Raw genomic sequence first — 20703 nt, 5'->3', positions numbered from 1 at the left:
CCGCGCGGCTGACCCGCCCGCCCCGCCCCCCCCCCCCGCCGCACCTCCTTTTCTTCTGGTTCATCCGCACATCGCGGCGGTTCCCGCCGCGCACGGCCCTGCGAGAGTGGCGCTTGACTGTCTACGACCTCACCGCCCGCCTTCCGGGGCCGGCTGGCACCTCCGTCCCTGTGCTCGCCGTTGTCGACGAGCGGCTGAAGACCACCAGCATCTGCCTCGCGCTCGCCCATGGCTCGCGCGACGATCCACGGGGCCGCGGCGGCATCGCCCACCTGCTCGAACACCTGGTGATGTCCAGTCCCCTCGGGGGCGACGGACCCGCCTGGTCGTTCAGCGAGTACGTCGAGCGCCGCGGCGGTCAGGCCAACGCGCAGACCGGCCTCGAAGTGATGCTGTACTACGCGCAGACACATGCCGACGACGCCGAGGACGTGGCCGCCGCACTGCTGCGCGCCGTTTTCCAGCCGGTGCTCGACAGCCACACGCTGGACCGTGAACGTGCTGTCGTGCTGCAGGAGTTGGCCGCCGCGGCGGCCGACCCCTCGGACGCCGTCCAGGACGCCGTCCTCGCCGGTCTCTTTCCCGGACACCCCTTGGGCCGCCCGGTCGGCGGCGCGCCCGACGACCTCGCCGCGGTGACGGTGGAGGAACTGACCGCCGTCCACCGTGAGCGGTTCGTCCGGGCTCCCGGTGCTCTGGTCGTCGTGGGCCCGAGAGTCCCCGCCGTACTGGCCGGCTCCGCCGTCCCGGAGGCCGGGGGACCGGTGGAACCGGCGCCCCGAGCACCCCTGGAGCCCGCGGGCCCGGACGATCCGCTGCCGGATCCCGGGGAAGCGAGCTTCACCTGGCTCTGTTTCGGCGCGCGTTCCCCACGGGCCGACGCGGCGGGGCGGGCCGCCTACGGTGTCCTCTCCCACCTCCTGGGTTCGAGTCCCTCGTCCCTGCTCTACCGCACGCTGCGCAGCGAGCACGGTCTGTCCTACTCGTTCCACGCCTGGGACCGCGGCTACCGCGAAGCGGGCGCCTGGCGGCTGCTCATCGGCGCGGAAGCCTCGGCGGCCGGCCAAGTCCGTGAGGTCGTGGACCAGTTGCTGGCCACCGTGGCCGAACAGGGGCTCGCCCCTGACGACTTCGACGCGGCCGTGCGCCAGGCGGAGATGAGCCTGGTCCTGGAGTCCGAGACACCGCTGGAGTACGCCAAACTCATCGCCGAGCGCACGTGCGCCACCGGACGGGTCTGGTCCCTGGAGAGCGAGATCGCCGGCCTGCGGCAGGTGGGCGTCGACGACGTGCGGCGAGCCGCCGCGCATGTCCGCCGGGAGCTGCGGATGACGGTCCGTTCGGTGGCCGCCTGATGTACGCCGCCGAAGGCTATCTGAAGTCCGCGCAGGACGCGGAGCTGCTCCATGTCGTGTCCGGGCTGCCGTGCGTGGCGGGAGTCTCCACCGATCCCCTGTCGGGTGATCGGCGCCTGCTGGTGGAGTACGCCGACCCGGCGCTGCTGTCGGACGCCGAGGCCTCACGGACCCTGTGGCGGGCGCTGCTCGCCGAGCATCCCGGGGTGTCCGCGCTCGTCGTGCGCGCCGGCGCAGCCGTCCGGCTTCCGCAGCCGTGGCACCGTGACCTCACCTACGTACGGCTGAACGAGGACGCGGAGATGCCGGCCGCTTCCGACGGGCCCCGGGTAACGCCGGCACGGGAGGAACACCGGCCGCTGCTGGCCGACTGGCTCGTCCGCGCCATTCTGCACGCCGCGCGTGCGCAGAATCGGCCCGCCGACCTCGAAGCCGCGACCACCGAGGCCGACGCCCTGCTCGACACACCCTCCCGGCAGTCGCTGCTGGTGTGGGAACAGGACGTCCCGGTCGGCCACGCCACCGTCGTCGCCGACGCGTGGGACGAGATCACCGCGGAGGCTCACATGGAGCTGGTGGACGTCCTCGTCGAACCCGACGCCGACGGCCCGGCGGGCCGCCAGGCGCTGGTCGCCGCCGTGGCCGGCCTCGCACGAAAGGCGCGACTCCCCTTGACCGGGCATGTCGTCCACGGCCTCGACGGCGGAGGCGGCCGGGTCACGGACGCCCTCTGCGCGCGGGGCTGGCAGGTACATCACCGCTACTGGACGACGGACGCCCAGGAGCTGGCCGAGACTTTGAAGGGGGCCCGGCAGTCATGACCACCGCACCACTCGACCTGGATCTGCTGCACCGGCTGCTCGACGTCCCCGAGCACGAAGGCGCGTACCGCCTGGTCCGCCACGCCCAGCAGACGTCGGGAACGCTCGCCCAACTGGTCGTCTCACTGGCCGTCGCCGAAGGCACCGAGCCCGGCAGCGGCAGCAGGGATCTCCTGGAACGGGCCCGCTCCCGGGCCGCCCGCTACGCCGAACTGCGCTCGGCGCTCGCGGACCGCCCGGGCATCGTGACCGTCAAGGGCCCCTCCCTGGCCGGCCACTATCCGACGGGCGTCCGGCGACCGGTGGGCGACCTCGACCTCATCGCACAGGACGAGGAACAGCTGTGGCGTGCCGCGCTCACGCTGTGCTCGCTGGGCGGCGAGCCCGCGGAACTGTCACTGTTCGTCGCCGACGGGCGGCCGCACGTCATGCTCGCCGTCCTCTGGCCGTCCCCCGACCCTCTGATGGAGGAGGAGATCCGGGTGGAGCTGTGCACGGCCGCGTTCTGCGGCGACTTCTCCACCGTACCCGTGCGGCCTCGACTGCCGGAGGACCAAGTCCTGGCCGACCTGCTGTCGGTGGCCGAGGAGCGGTTCCAGCGCGCGTTCCACACCAAGGACGCCGTCGACCTGCTGATCCTGCTCGACAGCGGGGCGCTGAAGCCGGTGGCGGTGGCCGAGGCCGCCGTCACGTACCACCTGGCACCCGAACTCGTAGAACTGCTGGACCTGTTGAGCGCGGCCGTCGTTCATCCGCAGGCCGAACCGCTGCGCCGGGCGCTGACCGCCGCGGCGGCCGAGGAGCGGGGCCGCCGGGCCGCGGCGCCCCGGACGCGACCGGAGCCGGACGACTCGGTCCCGGATCGGCTCGACTCAGGTCAGCTGGTCTGGGGCATGCCGTTGACCCGTGCGGTACGGACCGGGGAGCGATGCGTGCTGGAGCACCGGGACGACATGACGCTCGCCCGTACACCGGTCGGCGACTTCCTGCTGGTGGCCGGCGAACTGGTGGCACCGGACCGGCTGGCCGCCGCCCTGGCCGCCGTCACGGACGAGGAGGCCGGCGCATGACCGTCCCCGACGTCGACGCGATCGAAGTGCGCGGCCTCACAAGGGAGTTCGGCTCTCGCCGCCGTCCCGAAGCCATCGTCACGGCGCTGCGTGGCATCGACCTGACCGTCCGCCCCGGCGAGGTGCACGGCCTGCTCGGGCCGAACGGCGCCGGCAAGACGACCCTGTGCAAGATCCTCACGACCGTGCTGCTGCCCAGCGCGGGTTCGGCGCGGGTGTGCGGCCACGACGTCGCCGCCACCCCACGGGCGGTGAAACCGCTGATCGGCATCGTCTTCGGCGGCGACCGAGGCCTGTACGGCCGGATCTCACCCCGCCAGAACCTCGCTCTGTGGGGTGCGCTCTACGGCCTGCACGGGCGTGAACTGCGCCGACGCACCGACGCGTTGCTGGACCGCGTCGGTCTCGGCGAGCGGGCGGACGACCGGGTGGACGGCTTCTCCCGGGGCATGAAACAGCGGCTGCACCTGGCGCGCGGCCTGGTCAGCGACCCCAAGGTCCTCATCCTCGACGAGCCCACGGCCGGCATGGACCCGTTGGCCGCCTACGACTTCCGCACGCTGGTGCAGGAGTTGCGCGCGGAGGGCCGCACGGTCCTCATCACCACGCACGACATGGCGGAAGCCGAGGCCGTGTGCGACCAGGTCACGCTGATCGACCAGGGCCGGGTCCTGGCGACCGACCGGCCCGAGGTGCTGGCCCGCCGGATGTCGGCCTACGAGAAGGTGACGGCCGCGGACGTTCCCGCCGCCGTCGCCGAGGACCTGCGCGGCCTGGCCGGTGTCTCCTCGCTGGAGCGGACGCCGGACGGACGGATCACCGTCGAGATAGCCGCGGCGGACACCACCCGCGAGGTCCTGCGCACCTTGGTGGAGGCGGGAGTCACCTCGCTGGCCACCGTCCGCCCCGGCCTGGCCGAGGTCTACCGGCACCTGGTCCAGGACCGCGGAATGCGGGTGGCCAGATGAGCCCGACCCTGTTCTGGCAGGTCTTCCGCCTCCAGATCGTGATGACTCTGCGAACCCCTGACACCCTCCACGTCTTCGTGACCGCGCCGCTGTACACCTGTCTCTTCCTCGCCATCACCGAGCACGCCGACCGCCGGGACCTGGCGGGATTCGCCGTACTGGCACCGGTGTTGATGTCCCTGTGGTCGATGGCGCTGATGGCGGGCGGCGAACTGATCGGCCACGAGCGCGAACGCGGCACGCTGGAGGCCGTGGTCGCCACACCCGCGCGCTATTCGTCGGTGATCGCGGCCCGGATCGCGGCGGTGACCCTCCTGAGCACGTTCAGCCTCGCGGAGGCCTGGCTCGTCGCCTGGGCCGGCTTCGGGGTGCTGGTGACCATCGCCCACCCCGTGCTGTTCCTCGTCGGGGTGCTGCTCACCGCCGCCGCGATGGCGGGTACCGCGAGCTGTGTATCGGCCCTGTTCGTGCTGGCACCCTCGGCCCGCATCCTCCAGAACACCCTGAGCTTCCCGTTCTTCCTGCTCGGTGGGGTCCTGGTGCCCGTCAGCTATCTCCCGCACTGGTTGCAGCCCGCGAGCAAGGCGGTGTTCCTGTCCTGGAGCGCCCAGGTGCTGCGGGCCGCCGTGAGCCCGGGCCCGGTGCACGACGCGACCGGCGGACTGCTGGCCGTCGTTCTGCTGGGGCTGGCGGGCTACGCCGCCGGGACCCTGCTGATCGACCGAATTCTGCGCAGGGTCCGGGTCACCGGCACCCTGGCCCGGATGTGAGGCCGTATGGACATCACCACCTCCCGCGTCGTCGTCGTGAGCCGGGTGGTCCGCGCGTCCGCCGCCAACGCCCTGGCCGACTTCCGCGCGACCTACACCTGGTACAGCTGGACGTTCGGCTGGCTGGGCCGGATGCTCTGCCAGGTCACCTTCTTCGCGTTGATCGGCTCCTTCCTGCACTCGACCGAACAGACGCGCTACCTCGTCCTCGGCAACTCGGTGGCGACCTGTGTCATCGAGGCCATGACCGTGGTGGTGTCGACGAGCTGGGAACGCGCCCAGGGCACCCTGGCGCTCATGGCCGCCGCCCCCAGCGAGATGGGCTGGGTCTTCGTCGGCCGCAGCCTCCAGTGGCCGGTCAGCGGCTGCGGTACCTCCCTGGTCGCGCTGCTGCTGCTGGATCCGCTGTTCGGTGTGCGCTTCACCGCGGCCCAGGTGCCCGCGCTGATGGCGCTGGTGCTGCTGACCGCGTTCGGCACGTACTGCTTCGGCCTGTTCCTCGGCGCGTTCGTCCTCGCCGCGCCCGCCGTCCGCAACATCGTCTACAACGCCGCTTTCCTTGTCACCATGGCGATCAGCGGGGTGCAGGTGCCCACCGGCTTCTGGCCGTTCGGCGTGCGTCTGGTGGCGGAGACGCTCCCGGCCACCCATGGTCTGGCCGCGGTGCGCGCCCTCGCCGACGGCGCCGGGCCGGCCGCCGTCGCACGCCCGGCGGTGTTCGCCGCCGTGGCGGGCCTGCTGTGGCTGGCGGCCGCGTTGACCGCCTTCCGCCTCTCGGCGGAACGGGCCCGCCGGCACGACGGATACGAGTTCGCGGTATGAGCGGCACACCGTTCGAAGAGAAAGGGCACCCCATGTCCCACCAGGCAGTACCCGGGGAACTGAGCGTCCTGGTCGTCAAGCCGGACGGCTACCGCTCTCCTGAGGCTCGTGAGTACGTCGATGTGCTCCTGGAGGCCTCGCGGCTGAGCGTCGAGCTGCGTTACGAGGTCTGCCTGGAGGACGAGGACGTCATGGACACCTGGCCCAAGTTCGCCGGGCCCAAGTACCCGATCACCGCCGAACTGCTGAAGCTGTACCTCACCAGCGGACCGTGCGAGGTCGTCGTGGTTCGCGGATCGGACGTGGTCGGCCGGTGCGTGGAGGTGCGGAGCAAGGTACGGGCACGGTTCGGGACATCGGCGTTCGCCAACTGCGTGCACACGCCGACCGAGCCGCACGAGATCGCCCCCAACGTGGAGAAGTACCTGGTCAGCCTGCCCACCGGGCGGCCCTTCGTACGGCACCGCGACGAGGGCACCACCGAGGGGATCACCGGCCGGCTGGCCGCCGTACCCCGGTCGGAGCTGCTCGGCGAGGCGCGGGCGTTCTGGAGGATCGCGCAGGACGACGGCTGGCGCGCGGCGTGGCGTCCGCGACCGGCGGGCGGGGCGTTCGACGCCTGTCTGCTGCCCGGCGATCCACACTCCGTGGACCACGGCATGTCGCTGATCGCGGACGCGTTGCCCGGGGCCACTCCGCGGCAGGTGATCTCCGCCTATGTGGAGGCCGAAGTGGAGGGCTGGTCCTGTCTGCTGAACGGTACCGAGACGCAGGCCCGGGACCTGGCCGGCCTCCTGGCGGCGCAGGGCCTGTACACCGAGGTCCGGCCCCGGGCCGCCGTCTAGGCGGGCCGTCGCCGCAGCCATGGCCCCGCACGCGCCCCGCCGCCGTCGGCGCGCCCGCGCCCCAGCACCGCCGTCCCCGCTTCCCCGCCGCAGAGCGCACCGAGCTTGGAGAGTCCTCGTATGTCGCTGCCCCCTCACCTCGTGGCCCCGGGCCTTGTGCCCGAGCAAGAGATCAACAACGCCAGCGCCGTCTACTATCCGGTCTCCGACACCCGGATGGTGGCCGGTGAGGGCATCCATCTGTACGACTCCGACGGCCGCGGTTACATCGACTGCGCGTCCGCCACGTTCAACCTCAGCCTCGGCTACCGCCATCCCGCCGTGGTCCAGGCCATCAAGGACCAGGCCGACCAGCTCATCCACGTGACGTCGGGTTTCCAGACCGCCCCGATCAACGCCCTCGCCCACCGTCTGGTGCGGCTTGCCCCCAAGACCATCAGCAAGGCCCATCTGAAGGTGGACGGCGGCTCGGCCGCGAACGAGGGCGCCGTGAAGATGGCGCAGCGGACCACCGGCCGCCGGGACGTGATCACCCTGTTCCGCAGTCACGTCGGGCAGACGGTGATGATGGCCAGCCTGTCGGGCAACGCCTTCCGCAAGCAGCCGCTGGCGCAGCTCTATCACGGTGGCCTCCAGGTGCCGGACCCGTACTGCATGCGCTGCTTCTACGGCCAGGACCCGCGCTCGTGCAAGCTGATGTGCGTCGACCGCATCAACGACTTCCTGGAGTACGCCAGTAGCGGCAGCGTGGCGGCCGTGCTCGTGGAACCCATCTCGGGCAACGGTGGCAACATCGTTCCGCCGGACGGGTACTTCGCCGCGCTGCGCGAGCTGTGCGACACCCACGGCATGAAGCTGATCTTCGACGAGGTGCAGACGGGCATCGGCCGCACCGGGCGCATGTTCGCCGCCGAGCACTTCAGTGTGGACCCGGACGCCATCACCCTCGCCAAGGGGCTCGGCGGCTCGGGCGCCCAGGTCGCGGCCATTCTGACCAGCGACGAGCTGGCCGGCCTGCCGACCAACGATCACTCCTTCACGTACGGCGCCAACCTGCTGGCCGCCGCGGCGGCTCTGGCGACGTTGGACATCATCGACGATGCCGACTTCCTGGCCAACGTCCGTACGACGGGCGGGCACATCCTGGACCGGCTGGACGCCCTGCGCGGCGCTCACCCGCAGATCGCGGACGTGCGCGGAGTGGGTCTGATGATCGGCGTCGAGATCGTCGACGAGGCGGGCCGTCCGAGTGCCGCGCTCACCAACCGGCTGGCCGAACGTGCCCTGGACCACGGGCTGGTGATCCGGACCTCCCGCTACGGACACGGCAACGTCCTGAAGATCCGGCCCCCGCTCGTGCTGACGCTCGAAGAGGCCGACATCATCTGCGACCGGTTCACCGAACTGCTCGTGTCGGAGGGCATCTGATGGATCCCCGCTCAGCGCAGCCCGCAGCGCAGCCCGCCATGGCGCAGCCCGCCACGGCATCGCCTTCCGTGTCGTCACCCGCCGTGGCATCGCCCGTCGTGGACAGCGACATCGCCTTCATCGGGGGTGGCTTCCGCACCACCACGTTCCTCTCGTCGGCCCCGGCCCTGCTGCGGCATCGTGTCCGCGTGTACGAGCGCGGCCCCGGCGTGGGTCCCGGCGGCTTCGCCCGCTACGGCATCACCACCACCTCGATCGGCTCCCGCTTCTTCAAACACCTCGACCTGAGCGGTCCGTTCGCGCCCCTGGCCCACTCCCCGGCGTTGACGGACGTCGCCCATGCGGAGCAGCCGGTCGCCATGCACCGGCTGGCCGACGCCCTGACCACGCTCGGACGCACCCTCCAAAGCGCCCTCGGGACGGAAGGGACGCGGCTGGACAGCACGGTCGTCGCGGTGCACGCCGACAGCGACAGGCATCGGGTGGACGTCCAACTCGCCGACGGCAGCACGGAGTCCGCCCGGCACGCGGTGCTTGCCACCGGCCGAACCGAGCGCGCTCATCCGGAACTTGCCTCCTGGCGGACGAAGGTCCTGCTGTCCGGCTCCGTGATCGCCACGGCCCGCCGGTCCGAGATCAAGGGCCGGCTGCTCGCGGCCCACGGACGACCGGTCGTCGTCGCGGGCAGTTCACACAGCGCGATGTCCGCTCTGCAGATCCTGCTCGACCTGCGGACCGAACTGCGCGCCGAGCACCCCGGTGCACCGCTGCCCACCGTGCACGTCGTCCGCCGCGGCCCCGCCCGGCTCATGCACGACAGCGCGGACCGTGCCCACCGCAACCAAGTACCGGGCCGGGAAAGGCCGTTCGACCCCGCTCGCGATGTCTGTCCCGCGACCGGCATCGTCTATCGCGACTCGGGCCTGCGCCATCGGTCACGCGCCCTGTACTGCGCCCTGTGGGCGGGTGAGCTGCCCGGCGCGACCCTCGTGGACGCGGCCGTCCTCGCCGACGCGTCCGACCGGTTCGAGGAGGCCGCGATCGTCGTGCAGGCGCTCGGCTACCGCGGACAGGCTCCGGACCTCTACGTCGACGGTGTGCTGGTGCGTCCCGGCGACTCACCCGACCGGCTCCTCGCGGACGACGACGGAGCGCTCCTGGTCTCCGGAACCGCGCATCCCCTGCTGTCCGTACTGCGTGTGGAGCCCACCCCGCTCGACCGTCGCGACAACACCGCGTACGCGAGTGACCTCTACCAACGGCTGGCCGGCCGCCTGGACCGGCTGACCGCACCCGTCGCGGAGGTGAGCGCGTGAGCGAGGAGCCCGTACTCGACGCGTTGGCCGCCCTGCTGGCCGGACGACGCACCACCGTCCCCCGCCCGTACGTGGTCGGCGTCACCGGGGTCGACACCTCGGGCAAGTCCCGACTCGCCGAACGGCTGCGTGCGGTGCTGCACGCCCAGGGCATGCCGGTCGCCGTGGTCCACGTGGACGACTTCCACCGCCCCCGCGCCGAACGGTACGACCCGTCGCTGTCGGCACCCCGTCAGTACTACGAGCGCAGCGTCGACTTCGCCCGGCTGGCCGCCGAGGTGCTGGCGCCCCTGCGAACGGACGGCAGGCTCCACCGCTCCGTCGCCGCACTCGACCTGCCCTCCGACGCGTGGGGGACGGTCCGTCACGACATCGGTCCGGACACCGTGGTGATTCTGGAGGGCGTCTTTCTCTATCGTGAGGAGACCCGGCCCTACGTCGACTTCTTCGTCCATCTGGACGTCGACGAGGACACGGTGCTGGACCGCGCCCGGCAGCGCGACCTGCCCACCCAGGGCACGGAGGTCATGCTCAAGTACGCCGACAAGTACCTGCCCGCCCAACGCGCCTACCTGGCGCAACATCCGCCGCGGACCATGGCCGACGTCGTGATCGACAACTCCCGCTGGGAGGAACCCGCTGTCCAGGTGTGGCCGGGCGAGCCCCGGGCCGTGCTGTTCGACCTGTGGAAGACGCTGGTCCCGCTGTCCGAGGAACTCAAGCGTCGTACCTTCGAGGCCACCGCCACGGCACTCGGGCAGCACCCCGCGGAGCTGGCCGACGCGTGGAAGCGCACCAGGGAGGTGCGCGAGACCCGCCCGTTCACGACGTACCTGGACTGGCTGCGCGACCACGTCGGAGGCACCTGGTCCGCGGTCCAGGCGCAGGACGCGGCGGCCACGCGGCGACGGCTGCACGGCGAGGCCTTCGCCACCCCCCTGCCCGGCGCGGTCGAGGCCGTGGCATTGGCGAGGCGGCTCGGGCTGCGGACCGCTCTGGTCTCCAACTGCACGTCCGACGTACGGGAGATGGTGCGGGACTCCGTCTTCGCGGGCCGCTTCGACGAACTGCTGCTCTCCGGAGAGATCGGCGTGATGAAACCCGACCCCGAGCTGTTCCGCACCGCCGCCGACCGGCTCGGCGTGCCGCCGAGCGCCTGTCTCTTCGTCGGCGACGGCACCGACGGCGAACTGGCCGGCGCCGCCGCGGCGGGCATGACCGCCGTCCTGGTGGAGTGCGGCGAGCCGCGCTCATGGGACGGGCCCCGGATCACCTCCCTGCCCGCCCTGACCGACCACCTCATCGCCGTCCTCGCCGAAGGGTGACCCGCCACCATGCACATACACCAGAAGGTCCTGCTCGTTCCCATGCAGCCGACGCCCAACGGCCGGATGCACATCGGCCACGGCGGCGGCACCTACCTCCGTGCCGACGTCATCGCCCGTGCGCTGCGCGCCCAGGGCCATGAGGTCGCGGTCATCACCGGCAGTGACGTGTACGAGGACTGGGTGGTGGCCGCCGCCCACCGCGAAGGCCGTTCTCCCGAGGAGACCTGCCGCGACCACCACGCGGGGATCGCGCGCGACCTCGCCCACCTCTCCATCGAGCTCGACGCCTGGATCGACCCTTCCGGTGAGGAACACCGGGACGCCTACCGACAGCTCCACGAGGACGTCCTGACCCGGCTGCGGACGACGGGGGCCGCCCGTCTGGAGAGTGAGCGCATCCCGTTCGCCGAGGACACCGGCCGAGCGCTGGTCGGCCCGTGGATCGCGGGCGAATGCCCGAACTGCGGGCGCGCCTGCGGTGGCAGCACCTGCACCTACTGCGGGGAGTACTTCCTACCCGAGCAGATGGTCCGCGCCCGTTCCCGGATCGGTGACAGCCCGGTCGAGTGGCGTACGGAGCAGAACTGGTTCACGACGGCCAATGATCCGCACGCCATCGCCGAGCGCCAACGCGCGGCGGGCCTGCGGCCGGTGTTCCTGGCTCCGCTGCTGCGCGCTCTGGAGGGCCACGGCGGCCGTGTCCGGCTGACCGGCCAGGGCGACTGGGGTATCCACAGCCGGGCGCTGCCCGCCGACAAGGTGATCAGCAACGGATACTTCCTCTACAGCGTCTACTGCGGTGAGGTCCACCGGGCGTCGACCGGAGCCGCGGTCAATCCCTTCACGCCCGGCAGCGGTGTCACCACCGTCGGACTGTTCGGCAGCGACAACTCAACCCCCGGACTGCTGGTGCCGGACGTGATCGCCCAGGGCTCGAAAGGGACTCTGGCGCCATTTGACGCCACCGTCGTCAACGGCATGCTGCACTTCGAAGGCCACAAGTGCTCCACCAGCAAGCGTCACGGCATCTGGCTCTCCGAACTGCTGGAAGGCACCTCCGTATCCGCCGACGAGCTGCGCTACGCACTGCTGCACGCGCCTCTCGACCACGGCCCGGCCGATATATCCCTCCAGACACTCACCCACCGCATCAACGCACTGCGCACGTGGCAGACGGCGGTGCTGCGCCCGGCCCTCGACCGCCTGCGGGAGCAGCCGCATCCCGTACGCCGCGCTGAGCCTGCGCTCAAGGCGGCAAAGGGCCAGCATGCGCTGCTCACCCCTTACTCTCCGGATCTGACGGCCGCCGTGGCCGCCTTCGACGAATGGATTGACCACCCCCTCGTACCAGACGCGCAATGGCTCGTGGGCGTGGCCCTTCTCGGATACCCGCTGCTGCCGAAGCTGGCCCACCGCATCTGGACACAGCTGGGATTTTCCGACGAGCCCGATCTGCGGCAAGCGGCACGCCTCGAACCGCTGCCACTGCGGTCCCCTGGCACCGCCGCGGACGTGCTCCCCGGCCCGCTCGACCCAGCGGCTTTGCAGTCCTACGTGCACCTCCAGAATCCGGAGTGAAGGCGCCCCGCAAGGCCGACTGACGCGCAGTGGGCGCGGATCGAGCCGTTGCTCCCGGACCGGACGCCGGTGCGGGGTGGCCGCTGGCGGGATCACCGGGAGGTGATCGACGCGATCGCCTTCAAGTTCCGGACCGGAACGCAGTGGGTGCACCTGCCGGGAAAGTAAGGCAACTGGCGAGGTGTCTACGACCGGCTGCGGATGTGGGCCGTCGACGGCACCTGGGAGCGCGTCTTCACCGCGCTGATGGCTCAGGCCGACGCCGACGAGGACCTCGACCGGGCGGTCTCGGTGGACTCCACGATCGTGCGGGCCCACCAGCATGCGGCCGGGGCCCGCAAAAAAGGGGCCCGGCCGGCGAACCCGACGACGACGTCATCCTGCGGGACGGGAACGAGGCCGCCAGCCCGGCCGTCGGGAAGTCACAGTCGGGCGAGCTCCGGTGCCGACCGGAAGGCGCGAGAGTACGGGTGGCGACCCATCAAGAGCGGAGGCCCGCATGGTTGAACTGATTCCGCCAGAACTCTCCCCGGAGCAATGGGAGCGGCTTCAGGAGACTGACGCGATCTGGCAGCACAGTCGATCCCGTGCCCTCTTGGGGTAGCGCCCACGCGCTGCTACCTATCGTCCGTCCAGGCCGCCCAAGCCGTCACGGTCGGCAGGCGAGGGCGGCGATGAAGGGCTCGCGAACTCTGGGGTCGCAGTGGGCCTCCTCCAACGCGCGTTTGTCCGCATCCGGGTCGGAACCGGTCGCATGGTCGGTCCCCGGGCCGCACGCGATCGGCATCGAGCCGGCTCCGTCCCAGCCCGGATGGAAAGGTCACGTCGATGACGATCCGACGCCCGTCCAGTTCAACGGTCAGGTACCGGTGCACGTCCCATAGGCCCTCCGGGGGCACCGCGGCAGCCGCGAGCGGGCCGAAACTGCGCGCGGCGTCCTCGGGTGTGCACCGGTAGACGCGATGGATCAGCCGTGGCTCAGTGTGCGGCCAATGGACGGACGCCAGCAGTGCGTGCTTGGTCGAGCAGGTGCCCCGCCATTCGGCGAGGGCCCCTTGTGCGCTCCGCTCCGCCGGACGCCCGTACGGCATCAGGCGCACCGCCTCGACAACCTCCGCCACAGACGCGTCCTCCGACAGTCCCGCCCGCTCTATCAGCGATTTCAACATGACGTCATTGTCGTCCGACCGGATCGACACGCAGCGCCCCCGGATGACGCCGCCCATGCGGTCGAACTGCTGAGTCTGTTGAGGCGTCATCGAATTCGGTGGCGTTTCATCGACGAGCCTGGTTGCCAGCCTTTGAGGCCCCACACACTCTGGCCCATGGGAATGGTCGGAAGTGCGTGATGCAGGCCATGATTCCTGGCGTCACGGCCGCCTCCGGCCGCGACGCCCTCCGTGATCGTCCACCCACCCACTAATCGGAAGGCACGACTGGTGGCCACCGCGGTGCTGCGCGCCCACCGGATGTGCGGCGATGTCGACGTGCTGATGTCCGTGGCCACCCACAGCGTCTCCGTTCGGCGCAGGCTCCAAACTCAGACCCTAGCCGTCGGCACGCGTCTGGTCGTCCACGCCCGTACCGATACCGCCGTCGCCACGGCCGCATAGCCGCAAAGCCGTGGATCGGTCGGCACAGTGACGTCGGACCGCTGTGACCCCTGCTGCGGGCTTGATCGGTCCGACAGGGCATCACGGACGGGGGCTCAGCCCAGGCCGGGCAACGAGTCGGCTTATCCGGTATGGGTCGGGTGCCCATGCTCATGGTGCTATGTGACGATCTCCCTTGCCCCCTGCCTTCAGCGGGGTGGTTCAGGCCGAGAGGGCTTCGCGGACGCTGGGGTAGCAGGGGATGACGGTGTCGACGCCGACGGTCTCCAGGGTGCGCCGTATGGCGGCGGGAACGTCGGCCAGGCGCAGCCAGCCTTCTGTCCGGGTGAGGTCGAGGTGCGTGGCGAGAAGGGTGTTGATGCCGCTGGAGTCCATGAAGGACACCTGACGCATGTCGACGATCATGCGGGGCCGGTCCGGGAGTCGGCGGGGGGTCAAAGCCTGTACGAGGGGGCCGACGCTGGCGTGGTCGATCGCGCCGCAGACGGTCACCATGATGATGCCGTCGGAGGCCGTCGAGGCGACCTTCAACGGTTGCGGTCCGTGCGCTTTCTCGAGCTCCACGATGCTTTTCCCAACATCTTCGACGACTGACACGACCTGACGTCCTGCCCTCTTAGGCGGGATCGGACACACACAGTGACAGGCGCCGGGCGCGCTGTGCGCCGACGCAGGGCGACTGTGGTGCGGTGACGGGCCCGCCGTGCCGCGGATTCATGGACCGGGGCCGCCTGGATGCAAGCAGCTCCTGAACGCCCACGACATCGAGCAGCCTGTCGACAGCAGGGCTGGCGGCCTGGACGGTGAACGTCTTGCCCACGCTCACGGCCCGATGGCGGATTTCCAGCAGTACGTTCAAGCCGGCGCAGTCACAGAACGCGAGCCCGCTCAGGTCGAGCTCGAGGCCGCTGGGTGACGCGGCGAGGGCTTCGCCCAGTTGATCCCGTACTCGGGCCCCCGAGGCGAAGTCCAGCTCCCCGTGCAGTGTCACCAGGGTCGGGATGCCGTCCCGGTTGGGGGAGGGCACGGATACCCGGCCGGGCGGAAGCAATCCCGCGGCACCGCCTGGATCGGGGCAGGGGAGGTCCGGCGCGGTGAGGGCCTCGGCCCGGTACGGCGGCTGCTGCATCGCTCACTCCCACAGACGTTCGCGTGGTCCACTCCAACGTTCCCCCAGAAAGGCAACATACGTCAACTGATACGTGAACGCTCGTACGTGTTTTTTGATGCGCGCATCCCAGCTCAGTAGACTTGGGGCATGGATGGGGTACCCGAGTCACACAACGGATGGACGTTCTTGACGAACCACGCTCGCGTCCTCGCGGCCATCGCGGAGAACCAGAGCGCGCGCGTCCGCGACATCGCCGCCCGGTGCCGTCTGACCGAGCGGGCGGTGCAGAAGATCATCGCGGACCTGGAGCAGGCCGGATACCTCTCCCACGTCCGTCAGGGGCGTGGCAACGCGTATCAGATCGACCCGGCCAAGATCCTGCGCCACCCGACCGAAGCAGGTCAGGGGCTGACGGTGGCTTCACTCCTCTCGCTGCTGATTCAGGACGAAGATCGTCGTGCGATGCCGTCCGCCGAGCCCACGCACGCGTCCGGGTGAGCTGCTCGGGCGCTGAGTGATGGCGGCGCGCGGCGGCGCCCTCCATGTCGAGATCGCCGGATCGAGTGCTGTCCCGAGTGAGCGGGGCAGAGCCCTGGATGGGGGGTGCCTGCCCACCAGCTTCCCTGCCGGAGTTTGTCAGTCGGCGGAGAGGGCCTAAACGAGCTCGCCGACCTTGGGTCGGGGAGCGCGCGGGCCGCGTCGGCGAGACGACCATCCCGCTCTGGTCGTGACCGTCGATCACGGACAGCCGGCGCACCCTTTGGGTGGTCATCGTGTGGATGACGAGAGGCTCTCTGATTTAGTCCGGGAGTCGGCATCTTTTCTGCTGTGTGCTAAGGGATAGCGGGCTGAAAACTGAGCACTCGTGCGGCAGGCCGCTCAGCGTTTCTCCGGAGGTCCCGCGTCGGCCGAGGTTCCCCCGATTCGAGCCCATGTGCTGGGAGAACCGTCGAGGAGGTACCGGGTGTGTCGATGCGCCCGATATTTGGTGCGGCGGCGGGACCCAACCCTCTGACGGTCGGCCGGGGCGACAGCGGGACCGAATCCCTGCCGATCGGCCGGGGCGACAGACCGGGCGCGTTCGATGTGGTGATCGCGGGGGACCCGGGGATCCGTGCTTCGGACCGGAGGCGCAATGCCGGGCGAGATCTCCCCTCGGGGGCTTTCCCTCGGCGGGTCGAGGCGTTTCGACGGCGGACCTGACAGACATCGCGCGGGCCGTTTTCGGAACCAGGTTCCCGAAGGTTCCGAGCCCGCGTTCAGGAGCGTCCCCAGTGCATTCAGACCGTTGCCATGCCCGAAGCGTGCACCTCGCGTTCCACCGCGCCCCGACACGAGCGACCGACGACGATGCTTCCGGACTTCCACGGTCTTCGTACAACTGCGCACGTGCCCACTGGCCGGAACAGGACGCCGTACGGGGCGAACTGGTTCTGCTATGCCTCCCCATGGCGCACCGGATCGTCGGCCGCTTCCGCGACCGGGGTGAAACCCTGGAGAATCCGCGTCAAGTAGCGGTCGTCGGGCTGATCAAGGCCGCAGACCGGTTCGACCCCGGGCGGGGAGCCTTCAAGAGCTACGGGGTGCCAACCATCATCGGCGAGGTGAAACGGCTGGCTCTGCTCACGGGCCCCTGCGTCAGTTCCCTGCTTCCCGGGTGCGGGTGGTCAGCCCGGGCGTGACAAGGGCGAGCCAGCGGGCGCGAGCCGCCGGTGGCTGGTCGGTGGGCGCGGTGGAGAACAGCAGGTAGATGTCGCTGACGCTGACGTCGAGGTGGATGTCACCGTCCGCCTGGCCGGCTTGGATAAGGGCGGCGACAGCGGCACCGGCGCGGTCCTCATCAGCGCGGTCACCCGGCTCCGCATCCAGGGTCTGGGCAGCGGCCTTGACGGCGTGGTCGGTCACGGACGCCTCGACGACGCGACCGAGGAACGCGGTCAGCTCGTCCACAGCGTGGGCACCCGCCTCGACGCGGCCGAGCGCGCTCTCGGCGTCGTCGGCGACGCGGGCGACGTACGCGGCCACGACCGCTGCGACCAGGTCGGTCTTGGTGGGGAAATGCCGGTACAGGGTGCCCACGGCCACACCTGCCGCGGCGGCGATCTCGTCCATACCCACCTCGGGGCCGTGCGCGGTGATCTGCTCGCCGGCGGCGGCCAGGATCTTCTTACGGTTGCGGACCGCGTCGGCGCGCGGCGCCCTGGCTGGGGTCACGGGAGGTGCCTGCCCTTCCACTTGCATCAAGGTGAACCTGGGTTCAATATAGATGGTGAACCACAGTTCATCTTATTCGTGAGGACTCCGCCATGCCCGCCAAGACCGCCCTCGTCACCGGTGCCTCCTCCGGCATCGGCGAGGCCACCGCCCTCAAACTCCACGAGCTCGGCTACACCGTCTACGGGGCCGCCCGCCGCACCGACCGGCTGCAGAAACTGGCCGACCGCGGCATCCGGCCGCTGGCGATGGACGTCACCGACGACGATTCGATGCGCGACGGCGTCGAGAAGATCACCGCCGAGACCGGCCGCATCGACGTGCTGGTCAACAACGCCGGCTACGGCTCCTACGGCGCTCTCGAAGACGTCACCCTGGACGAGGCCCGCTACCAGTTCGAGGTCAACGTCTTCGGTGCGATCCGCCTGACCCAGCTCGTTCTGCCCCGCATGCGAGCCCAGCGATCCGGCACCGTCGTCAACGTCACCTCGATGGGCGGCAAGATCTACACTCCGCTCGGCGGCTGGTACCACGGCACCAAGTTCGCCATGGAAGCCCTCAGCGACTGCCTGCGACTGGAGGCCAAGCCTTTCGGCGTCGACGTTGTCGTGATCGAACCCGGCGGCATCGCCACCGAGTGGGGCGGCATCGCCGCCGACAAGCTGGAGAAGTCCTCCGCCGACGGCGCCTACGCCGCGCAGGCCGCCGCCGTGGCCTCCTCCCTGCGCTCCGAGGCCAACACCAAGCGCAACTCCCCGCCCCGGGTCATCGCCGACGCCATCGGCAAAGCCGTCACAGCCCGACGACCCAAGACCCGCTACGCCACCGGCTTCGGCGCCCGCCCCCTCATCGCCCTGCGCCGCATCCTGCCCGACCGCGCCTTCGACACCGTCATCTCCCGCGCCGTCGGCATGCCCCGCTAAACCGTCCGGGAGACGGGTGCGGGAACTGCGCAACGAGGTACGCCTTGCACACCGCGAGCTCGCCCAGCGCCCCGGCAGTCTCGAGCCGCTCCCGCCGAGATCGCCGCCCCTACCGGCCTGGCCGAGAAGGACGTCACGGCGGGCCTGGATGCGCTGCAGAGCTACAGCGTCATCTCCCTGGATTCCGGGGAGGACGACGCCACGCCGGCCGACACCCTGGGCTCTCGGGCACCAGCGATGCCCTCATAGGAGGTGGTCGTCGACCGTGAGGCGATCAAGGAGGCGCCGCGCCGGCTACCGGAGCGCGAGCTGACGATCCGCTGCATGCGCTTCTTCAAGGACATGACCCAGGCTTGCGCAGCCGACCGGATCGGTCTGTCCCGGGTGCATGTCTCCCGGCTCATCACGAGCAGTTGCGCGCACGTACGCGATGAAGTGCCGGGGCAGTGTCAGTGTTCCAGCGATTCCTCGGCGCGAGCTGCGCTCCTGTTCCACGCCTCTGTGCGGTGGCCCATGCAGGGGCGTCGAGCGACCTTTGAACCGACGGCCCCGGCTCCGATGACCTGAGGCTCCGCCGACTCGCTGATGGACGTGTGTGACGGTCTGGCTCCCGCGGCCCCCGGTCGGTGGGGTGTCGCGGGGCCCGCTGTCGGTCAGAGCGCCGGGTTGAACCTGTGCCAGGCGCGGCCGCCTTGACGCCATCGTCCGCCTTGGCGTCCCGGGCCGCGTACGCGTCGGCGCCCGGCGTGGGCACCGATGCCCGTCGGAGTGCCTCTGGGAGTCCGGAATGCGTGCCACTGATGCGCATGGGGAAGGGGGGCCAGGTACTCAGTCCGGACCTTCGAGGCGCTGCGGTGCGGGCTGGTGCGGCACAGGACCGGTCAACGCTGCGCCGCCCCGCGCCTGGTAGCCGCGCGGCACCGGCCCCGTTCGGGGACGGTCGCCAAGGCCCGTGCCGCCGGTTTCCTTCCGGCCCGTGCCGCCTCGCCTCGACGGCCCCCGATCTGAGAAAGGTGCTCCATGTCTGACAACCCGCTCGACAAGCATCCCCGCCCCGACCTGCCGCAGCAGGACCAGGAACATCCCGGATGGACGGGTCCCATGGACCCCCCGCCCGACCACGGCGAAGACTCCTATGAAGGCTGCGGGCTGCTTCAGGACCGCAAAGCCCTGGTGACGGGCGGAGACTCCGGCATCGGGCGGGCGGTGGCGCTCGCTTACGCACGCGAGGGAGCGGACGTCCTGTTCACCCACCTTCCGCAGGAATCGGAGGACGCGGCCGAGACCGCCCGGCTGGTCGAACAGGCGGGCCGTAAAGTGGTCGCGGTCGCATGCGACATACGGGAGGAGGACCAGTGCCGTCGGCTCGTGGAACGAGCGGTCGAGGAGTTCGGCCGCATCGACATCCTCGTCAACAACGCCGCGTACCAGATGTCCCAGCCCGACGGCATCGGCGATATCTCCACCGAGCGGTTCGACCGCGTCATGCGTACCAACCTGTACGGCATGTTCTGGCTCTGCAAGATGGCCCTGCCGCACATACCGGCAGGGGGCTCGATCATCAACACCACGTCCGTGCAAGCCTACAAGCCGATTCCACATCTGCTGGACTACGCGACCTCGAAGGGGGCCATTGTGACCTTCACCCAGGGGCTCGCGCAGATGGTGGCGGCGGATGGCATCCGCGTCAACGCCGTGGCTCCCGGGCCGGTGTGGACCCCGCTGATCCCCGCCACGATGCCGGACACAACCGATTTCGGTAAGCAGGCACCGCTCGGCCGGCCCGCGCAGCCGGCGGAGATGGCGCCCTCTTTTGTGTTCCTGGCCTCCGAGCGAGCCAGTTTCATCACTGCCGAGATCCTCAACGCCACCGGCGGGACTCCTCTGCCCTGACGATGAGTGCATGCCTCCTCGACGAGGGGCGCGGCACGCCGAGCGGGGCCGTCCGGAGCAGCTCCGGACGACCCCGCTGCAGGGCCGGTGCTGAGGTCAGATCCCGCGGTGGCCCTGGTAGTAGGTGCCGATCTGGTCGTGGTACCCCGCGTCTCCGACGTGCTTGTCCTTGTCGAACTCGGGGGAGTCCTTGATCTGGTCCTTCGTCAGGGCGACGTAGATCTTCCGCTCTTCGTGGTCGACCCGCTGCACGGTTCCGGCCGGCAGAAGAACGTGCTTGCCGAAGATCCATACGCCGGTGTCGACGACGAGGTGGGCGGAGCCGACGTCGTCCGAGTGCTTGTCGACCTTCCCGATGCTGCCGTCGGTCGCCTCGACCTTGTACCCGGTCAGATCGGCCCCCGCGGTGTGTCCGGCGGTCGGCTGGTAGCCCCAGAGGCTGTCACTCATAAGGAACGGCTCCCTTGTCGTGATTCATTGCCACTCCACGGCGAACTGTCGAACCGTGGAGTCTTTTTGAGCACCACCGAATTCGGTGGCTTCACCGCCCTCCAAGTACCCCGATACGGAGGATTAACCATGACCGGGCCATGCCGATACGGAGAGCCGATACGGAGAGCGGAAACGGGTGGGGCCCCGACACCGAAG

The 20703-nt window shown here is 70.3% G+C and carries 19 protein-coding genes and 2 pseudogenes; 17 read left to right on the top strand and 4 right to left on the bottom strand.

What is annotated here, in order from left to right; all coding sequences use genetic code 11:
- Window positions 1-113: 113 nt before the first annotated feature.
- The 12 genes and pseudogenes from ACFXGX_RS06055 to ACFXGX_RS06000 all read left to right on the top strand — a co-directional run.
- A complete protein-coding gene (locus tag ACFXGX_RS06055) occupies window positions 114-1355 on the top strand; it encodes a M16 family metallopeptidase (RefSeq protein WP_384785222.1) in 1242 nt (413 codons plus the stop codon).
- Complete coding sequence (locus tag ACFXGX_RS06050; RefSeq protein ID WP_384785219.1) at window positions 1355-2176, top strand: hypothetical protein; 822 nt, start codon at window positions 1355-1357, stop codon at window positions 2174-2176. Before ACFXGX_RS06055 ends, ACFXGX_RS06050 begins: the two co-directional genes overlap by 1 nt.
- A complete protein-coding gene (locus ACFXGX_RS06045; protein WP_384785216.1) occupies window positions 2173-3246 on the top strand; it encodes a hypothetical protein in 1074 nt (357 codons plus the stop codon). The genes ACFXGX_RS06050 and ACFXGX_RS06045 overlap by 4 nt, the downstream gene beginning before the upstream one ends.
- Window positions 3243-4214 (top strand): ABC transporter ATP-binding protein, encoded by a 972-nt coding sequence (locus tag ACFXGX_RS06040; RefSeq protein ID WP_384785213.1) that lies wholly within the window; start codon window positions 3243-3245, stop codon window positions 4212-4214. The genes ACFXGX_RS06045 and ACFXGX_RS06040 overlap by 4 nt, the downstream gene beginning before the upstream one ends.
- Window positions 4211-4984, top strand: a complete 774-nt coding sequence (locus ACFXGX_RS06035) for an ABC transporter permease (RefSeq protein ID WP_384785210.1) — start codon at window positions 4211-4213, stop codon at window positions 4982-4984. Before ACFXGX_RS06040 ends, ACFXGX_RS06035 begins: the two co-directional genes overlap by 4 nt.
- A gap of 6 nt (window positions 4985-4990) precedes the next feature.
- Entirely contained in the window at window positions 4991-5806 is an 816-nt protein-coding gene (locus ACFXGX_RS06030; RefSeq protein WP_384785207.1) for an ABC transporter permease, read from the top strand.
- 32 nt (window positions 5807-5838) lie between these two features.
- Entirely contained in the window at window positions 5839-6651 is an 813-nt protein-coding gene (locus ACFXGX_RS06025; protein WP_384785204.1) for a hypothetical protein, read from the top strand.
- 120 nt (window positions 6652-6771) lie between these two features.
- Window positions 6772-8079 (top strand): aspartate aminotransferase family protein, encoded by a 1308-nt coding sequence (locus tag ACFXGX_RS06020; RefSeq protein ID WP_384785201.1) that lies wholly within the window; start codon window positions 6772-6774, stop codon window positions 8077-8079.
- An 83-nt stretch (window positions 8080-8162) separates the two neighbouring features.
- Window positions 8163-9395 (top strand): hypothetical protein, encoded by a 1233-nt coding sequence (locus tag ACFXGX_RS06015; RefSeq protein ID WP_384785198.1) that lies wholly within the window; start codon window positions 8163-8165, stop codon window positions 9393-9395.
- Window positions 9392-10720 carry an HAD-IA family hydrolase gene (locus ACFXGX_RS06010; RefSeq protein WP_384785196.1) on the top strand — a complete coding sequence of 443 codons (1329 nt, stop codon included), beginning with the start codon at window positions 9392-9394 and terminating at the stop codon, window positions 10718-10720. Before ACFXGX_RS06015 ends, ACFXGX_RS06010 begins: the two co-directional genes overlap by 4 nt.
- Window positions 10721-10729: 9 nt before the next feature.
- Window positions 10730-12301 (top strand): class I tRNA ligase family protein, encoded by a 1572-nt coding sequence (locus ACFXGX_RS06005; RefSeq protein ID WP_384785193.1) that lies wholly within the window; start codon window positions 10730-10732, stop codon window positions 12299-12301.
- Window positions 12302-12331: 30 nt separating this feature from the next.
- Window positions 12332-12469, top strand: a pseudogene (locus tag ACFXGX_RS06000) (transposase); the annotation flags it as partial.
- Window positions 12470-14115: 1646 nt separating this feature from the next.
- Here the strand turns inward: ACFXGX_RS06000 and ACFXGX_RS05995 are convergent.
- Complete coding sequence (locus ACFXGX_RS05995; protein ID WP_384785190.1) at window positions 14116-14478, bottom strand: STAS domain-containing protein; 363 nt, start codon at window positions 14476-14478, stop codon at window positions 14116-14118.
- A gap of 52 nt (window positions 14479-14530) precedes the next feature.
- Window positions 14531-15043, bottom strand: a complete 513-nt coding sequence (locus ACFXGX_RS05990; RefSeq protein WP_384785187.1) for an STAS domain-containing protein — start codon at window positions 15041-15043, stop codon at window positions 14531-14533.
- 129 nt (window positions 15044-15172) lie between these two features.
- Here ACFXGX_RS05990 and ACFXGX_RS05985 point away from each other — a divergent pair, with 129 nt between their 5' ends.
- Window positions 15173-15523: a helix-turn-helix transcriptional regulator gene (locus tag ACFXGX_RS05985; protein ID WP_384785185.1), complete on the top strand. Its 351-nt coding sequence runs from the start codon at window positions 15173-15175 to the stop codon at window positions 15521-15523.
- Window positions 15524-16299: 776 nt separating this feature from the next.
- Window positions 16300-16638, top strand: a pseudogene (locus ACFXGX_RS05980) (sigma factor); the annotation flags it as partial.
- A gap of 25 nt (window positions 16639-16663) precedes the next feature.
- Here the strand turns inward: ACFXGX_RS05980 and ACFXGX_RS05975 are convergent.
- Entirely contained in the window at window positions 16664-17239 is a 576-nt protein-coding gene (locus ACFXGX_RS05975; RefSeq protein WP_384785182.1) for a TetR/AcrR family transcriptional regulator, read from the bottom strand.
- Window positions 17240-17331: 92 nt separating this feature from the next.
- Here ACFXGX_RS05975 and ACFXGX_RS05970 point away from each other — a divergent pair, with 92 nt between their 5' ends.
- The 3 genes from ACFXGX_RS05970 (at window position 17332) to ACFXGX_RS05960 (ending at window position 20055) form a co-directional block, all read left to right on the top strand.
- Window positions 17332-18162, top strand: coding sequence for an oxidoreductase (locus ACFXGX_RS05970; protein ID WP_384785179.1), 831 nt, complete (start codon window positions 17332-17334; stop codon window positions 18160-18162).
- Between the two features lie 252 nt (window positions 18163-18414).
- Entirely contained in the window at window positions 18415-18729 is a 315-nt protein-coding gene (locus ACFXGX_RS05965) for a sigma factor-like helix-turn-helix DNA-binding protein (RefSeq protein ID WP_384785177.1), read from the top strand.
- A 453-nt stretch (window positions 18730-19182) separates the two neighbouring features.
- Window positions 19183-20055, top strand: coding sequence for an SDR family oxidoreductase (locus ACFXGX_RS05960; RefSeq protein WP_384785174.1), 873 nt, complete (start codon window positions 19183-19185; stop codon window positions 20053-20055).
- 96 nt (window positions 20056-20151) lie between these two features.
- Here ACFXGX_RS05960 and ACFXGX_RS05955 read toward each other — a convergent pair whose 3' ends face one another.
- The gene (locus ACFXGX_RS05955; protein WP_384785171.1) at window positions 20152-20505 is read right to left on the bottom strand and encodes a PRC-barrel domain-containing protein; all 354 of its coding nucleotides are present in this window, start codon (window positions 20503-20505) and stop codon (window positions 20152-20154) included.
- Window positions 20506-20703: the final 198 nt, after the last annotated feature.

Source organism: Streptomyces sp. NPDC059371, assembly GCF_042751995.1.
GTDB lineage: Bacteria > Actinomycetota > Actinomycetes > Streptomycetales > Streptomycetaceae > Streptomyces.
Note: the sequence above shows the minus strand (reverse complement) of the source record. Positions and strands in the feature narration are given on the sequence as shown.

Bases quoted from the DNA above. Each gene is read 5' to 3' on its own strand.
- ACFXGX_RS06050 (WP_384785219.1), top strand. From the start codon at position 1,355: ATGTACGCCGCCGAAGGCTATCTGAAGTCCGCGCAGGACGCGGAGCTG.
- ACFXGX_RS06045 (WP_384785216.1), top strand. From the start codon at position 2,173: ATGACCACCGCACCACTCGACCTGGATCTGCTGCACCGGCTGCTCGAC.
- ACFXGX_RS06040 (WP_384785213.1), top strand. From the start codon at position 3,243: ATGACCGTCCCCGACGTCGACGCGATCGAAGTGCGCGGCCTCACAAGG.
- ACFXGX_RS06035 (WP_384785210.1), top strand. From the start codon at position 4,211: ATGAGCCCGACCCTGTTCTGGCAGGTCTTCCGCCTCCAGATCGTGATG.
- ACFXGX_RS06030 (WP_384785207.1), top strand. From the start codon at position 4,991: ATGGACATCACCACCTCCCGCGTCGTCGTCGTGAGCCGGGTGGTCCGC.
- ACFXGX_RS06025 (WP_384785204.1), top strand. From the start codon at position 5,839: ATGTCCCACCAGGCAGTACCCGGGGAACTGAGCGTCCTGGTCGTCAAG.
- ACFXGX_RS06020 (WP_384785201.1), top strand. From the start codon at position 6,772: ATGTCGCTGCCCCCTCACCTCGTGGCCCCGGGCCTTGTGCCCGAGCAA.
- ACFXGX_RS06005 (WP_384785193.1), top strand. From the start codon at position 10,730: ATGCACATACACCAGAAGGTCCTGCTCGTTCCCATGCAGCCGACGCCC.
- ACFXGX_RS05990 (WP_384785187.1), bottom strand. From the start codon at position 15,043: ATGCAGCAGCCGCCGTACCGGGCCGAGGCCCTCACCGCGCCGGACCTC.
- ACFXGX_RS05985 (WP_384785185.1), top strand. From the start codon at position 15,173: ATGGATGGGGTACCCGAGTCACACAACGGATGGACGTTCTTGACGAAC.
- ACFXGX_RS05970 (WP_384785179.1), top strand. From the start codon at position 17,332: ATGCCCGCCAAGACCGCCCTCGTCACCGGTGCCTCCTCCGGCATCGGC.
- ACFXGX_RS05960 (WP_384785174.1), top strand. From the start codon at position 19,183: ATGTCTGACAACCCGCTCGACAAGCATCCCCGCCCCGACCTGCCGCAG.
- ACFXGX_RS05955 (WP_384785171.1), bottom strand. From the start codon at position 20,505: ATGAGTGACAGCCTCTGGGGCTACCAGCCGACCGCCGGACACACCGCG.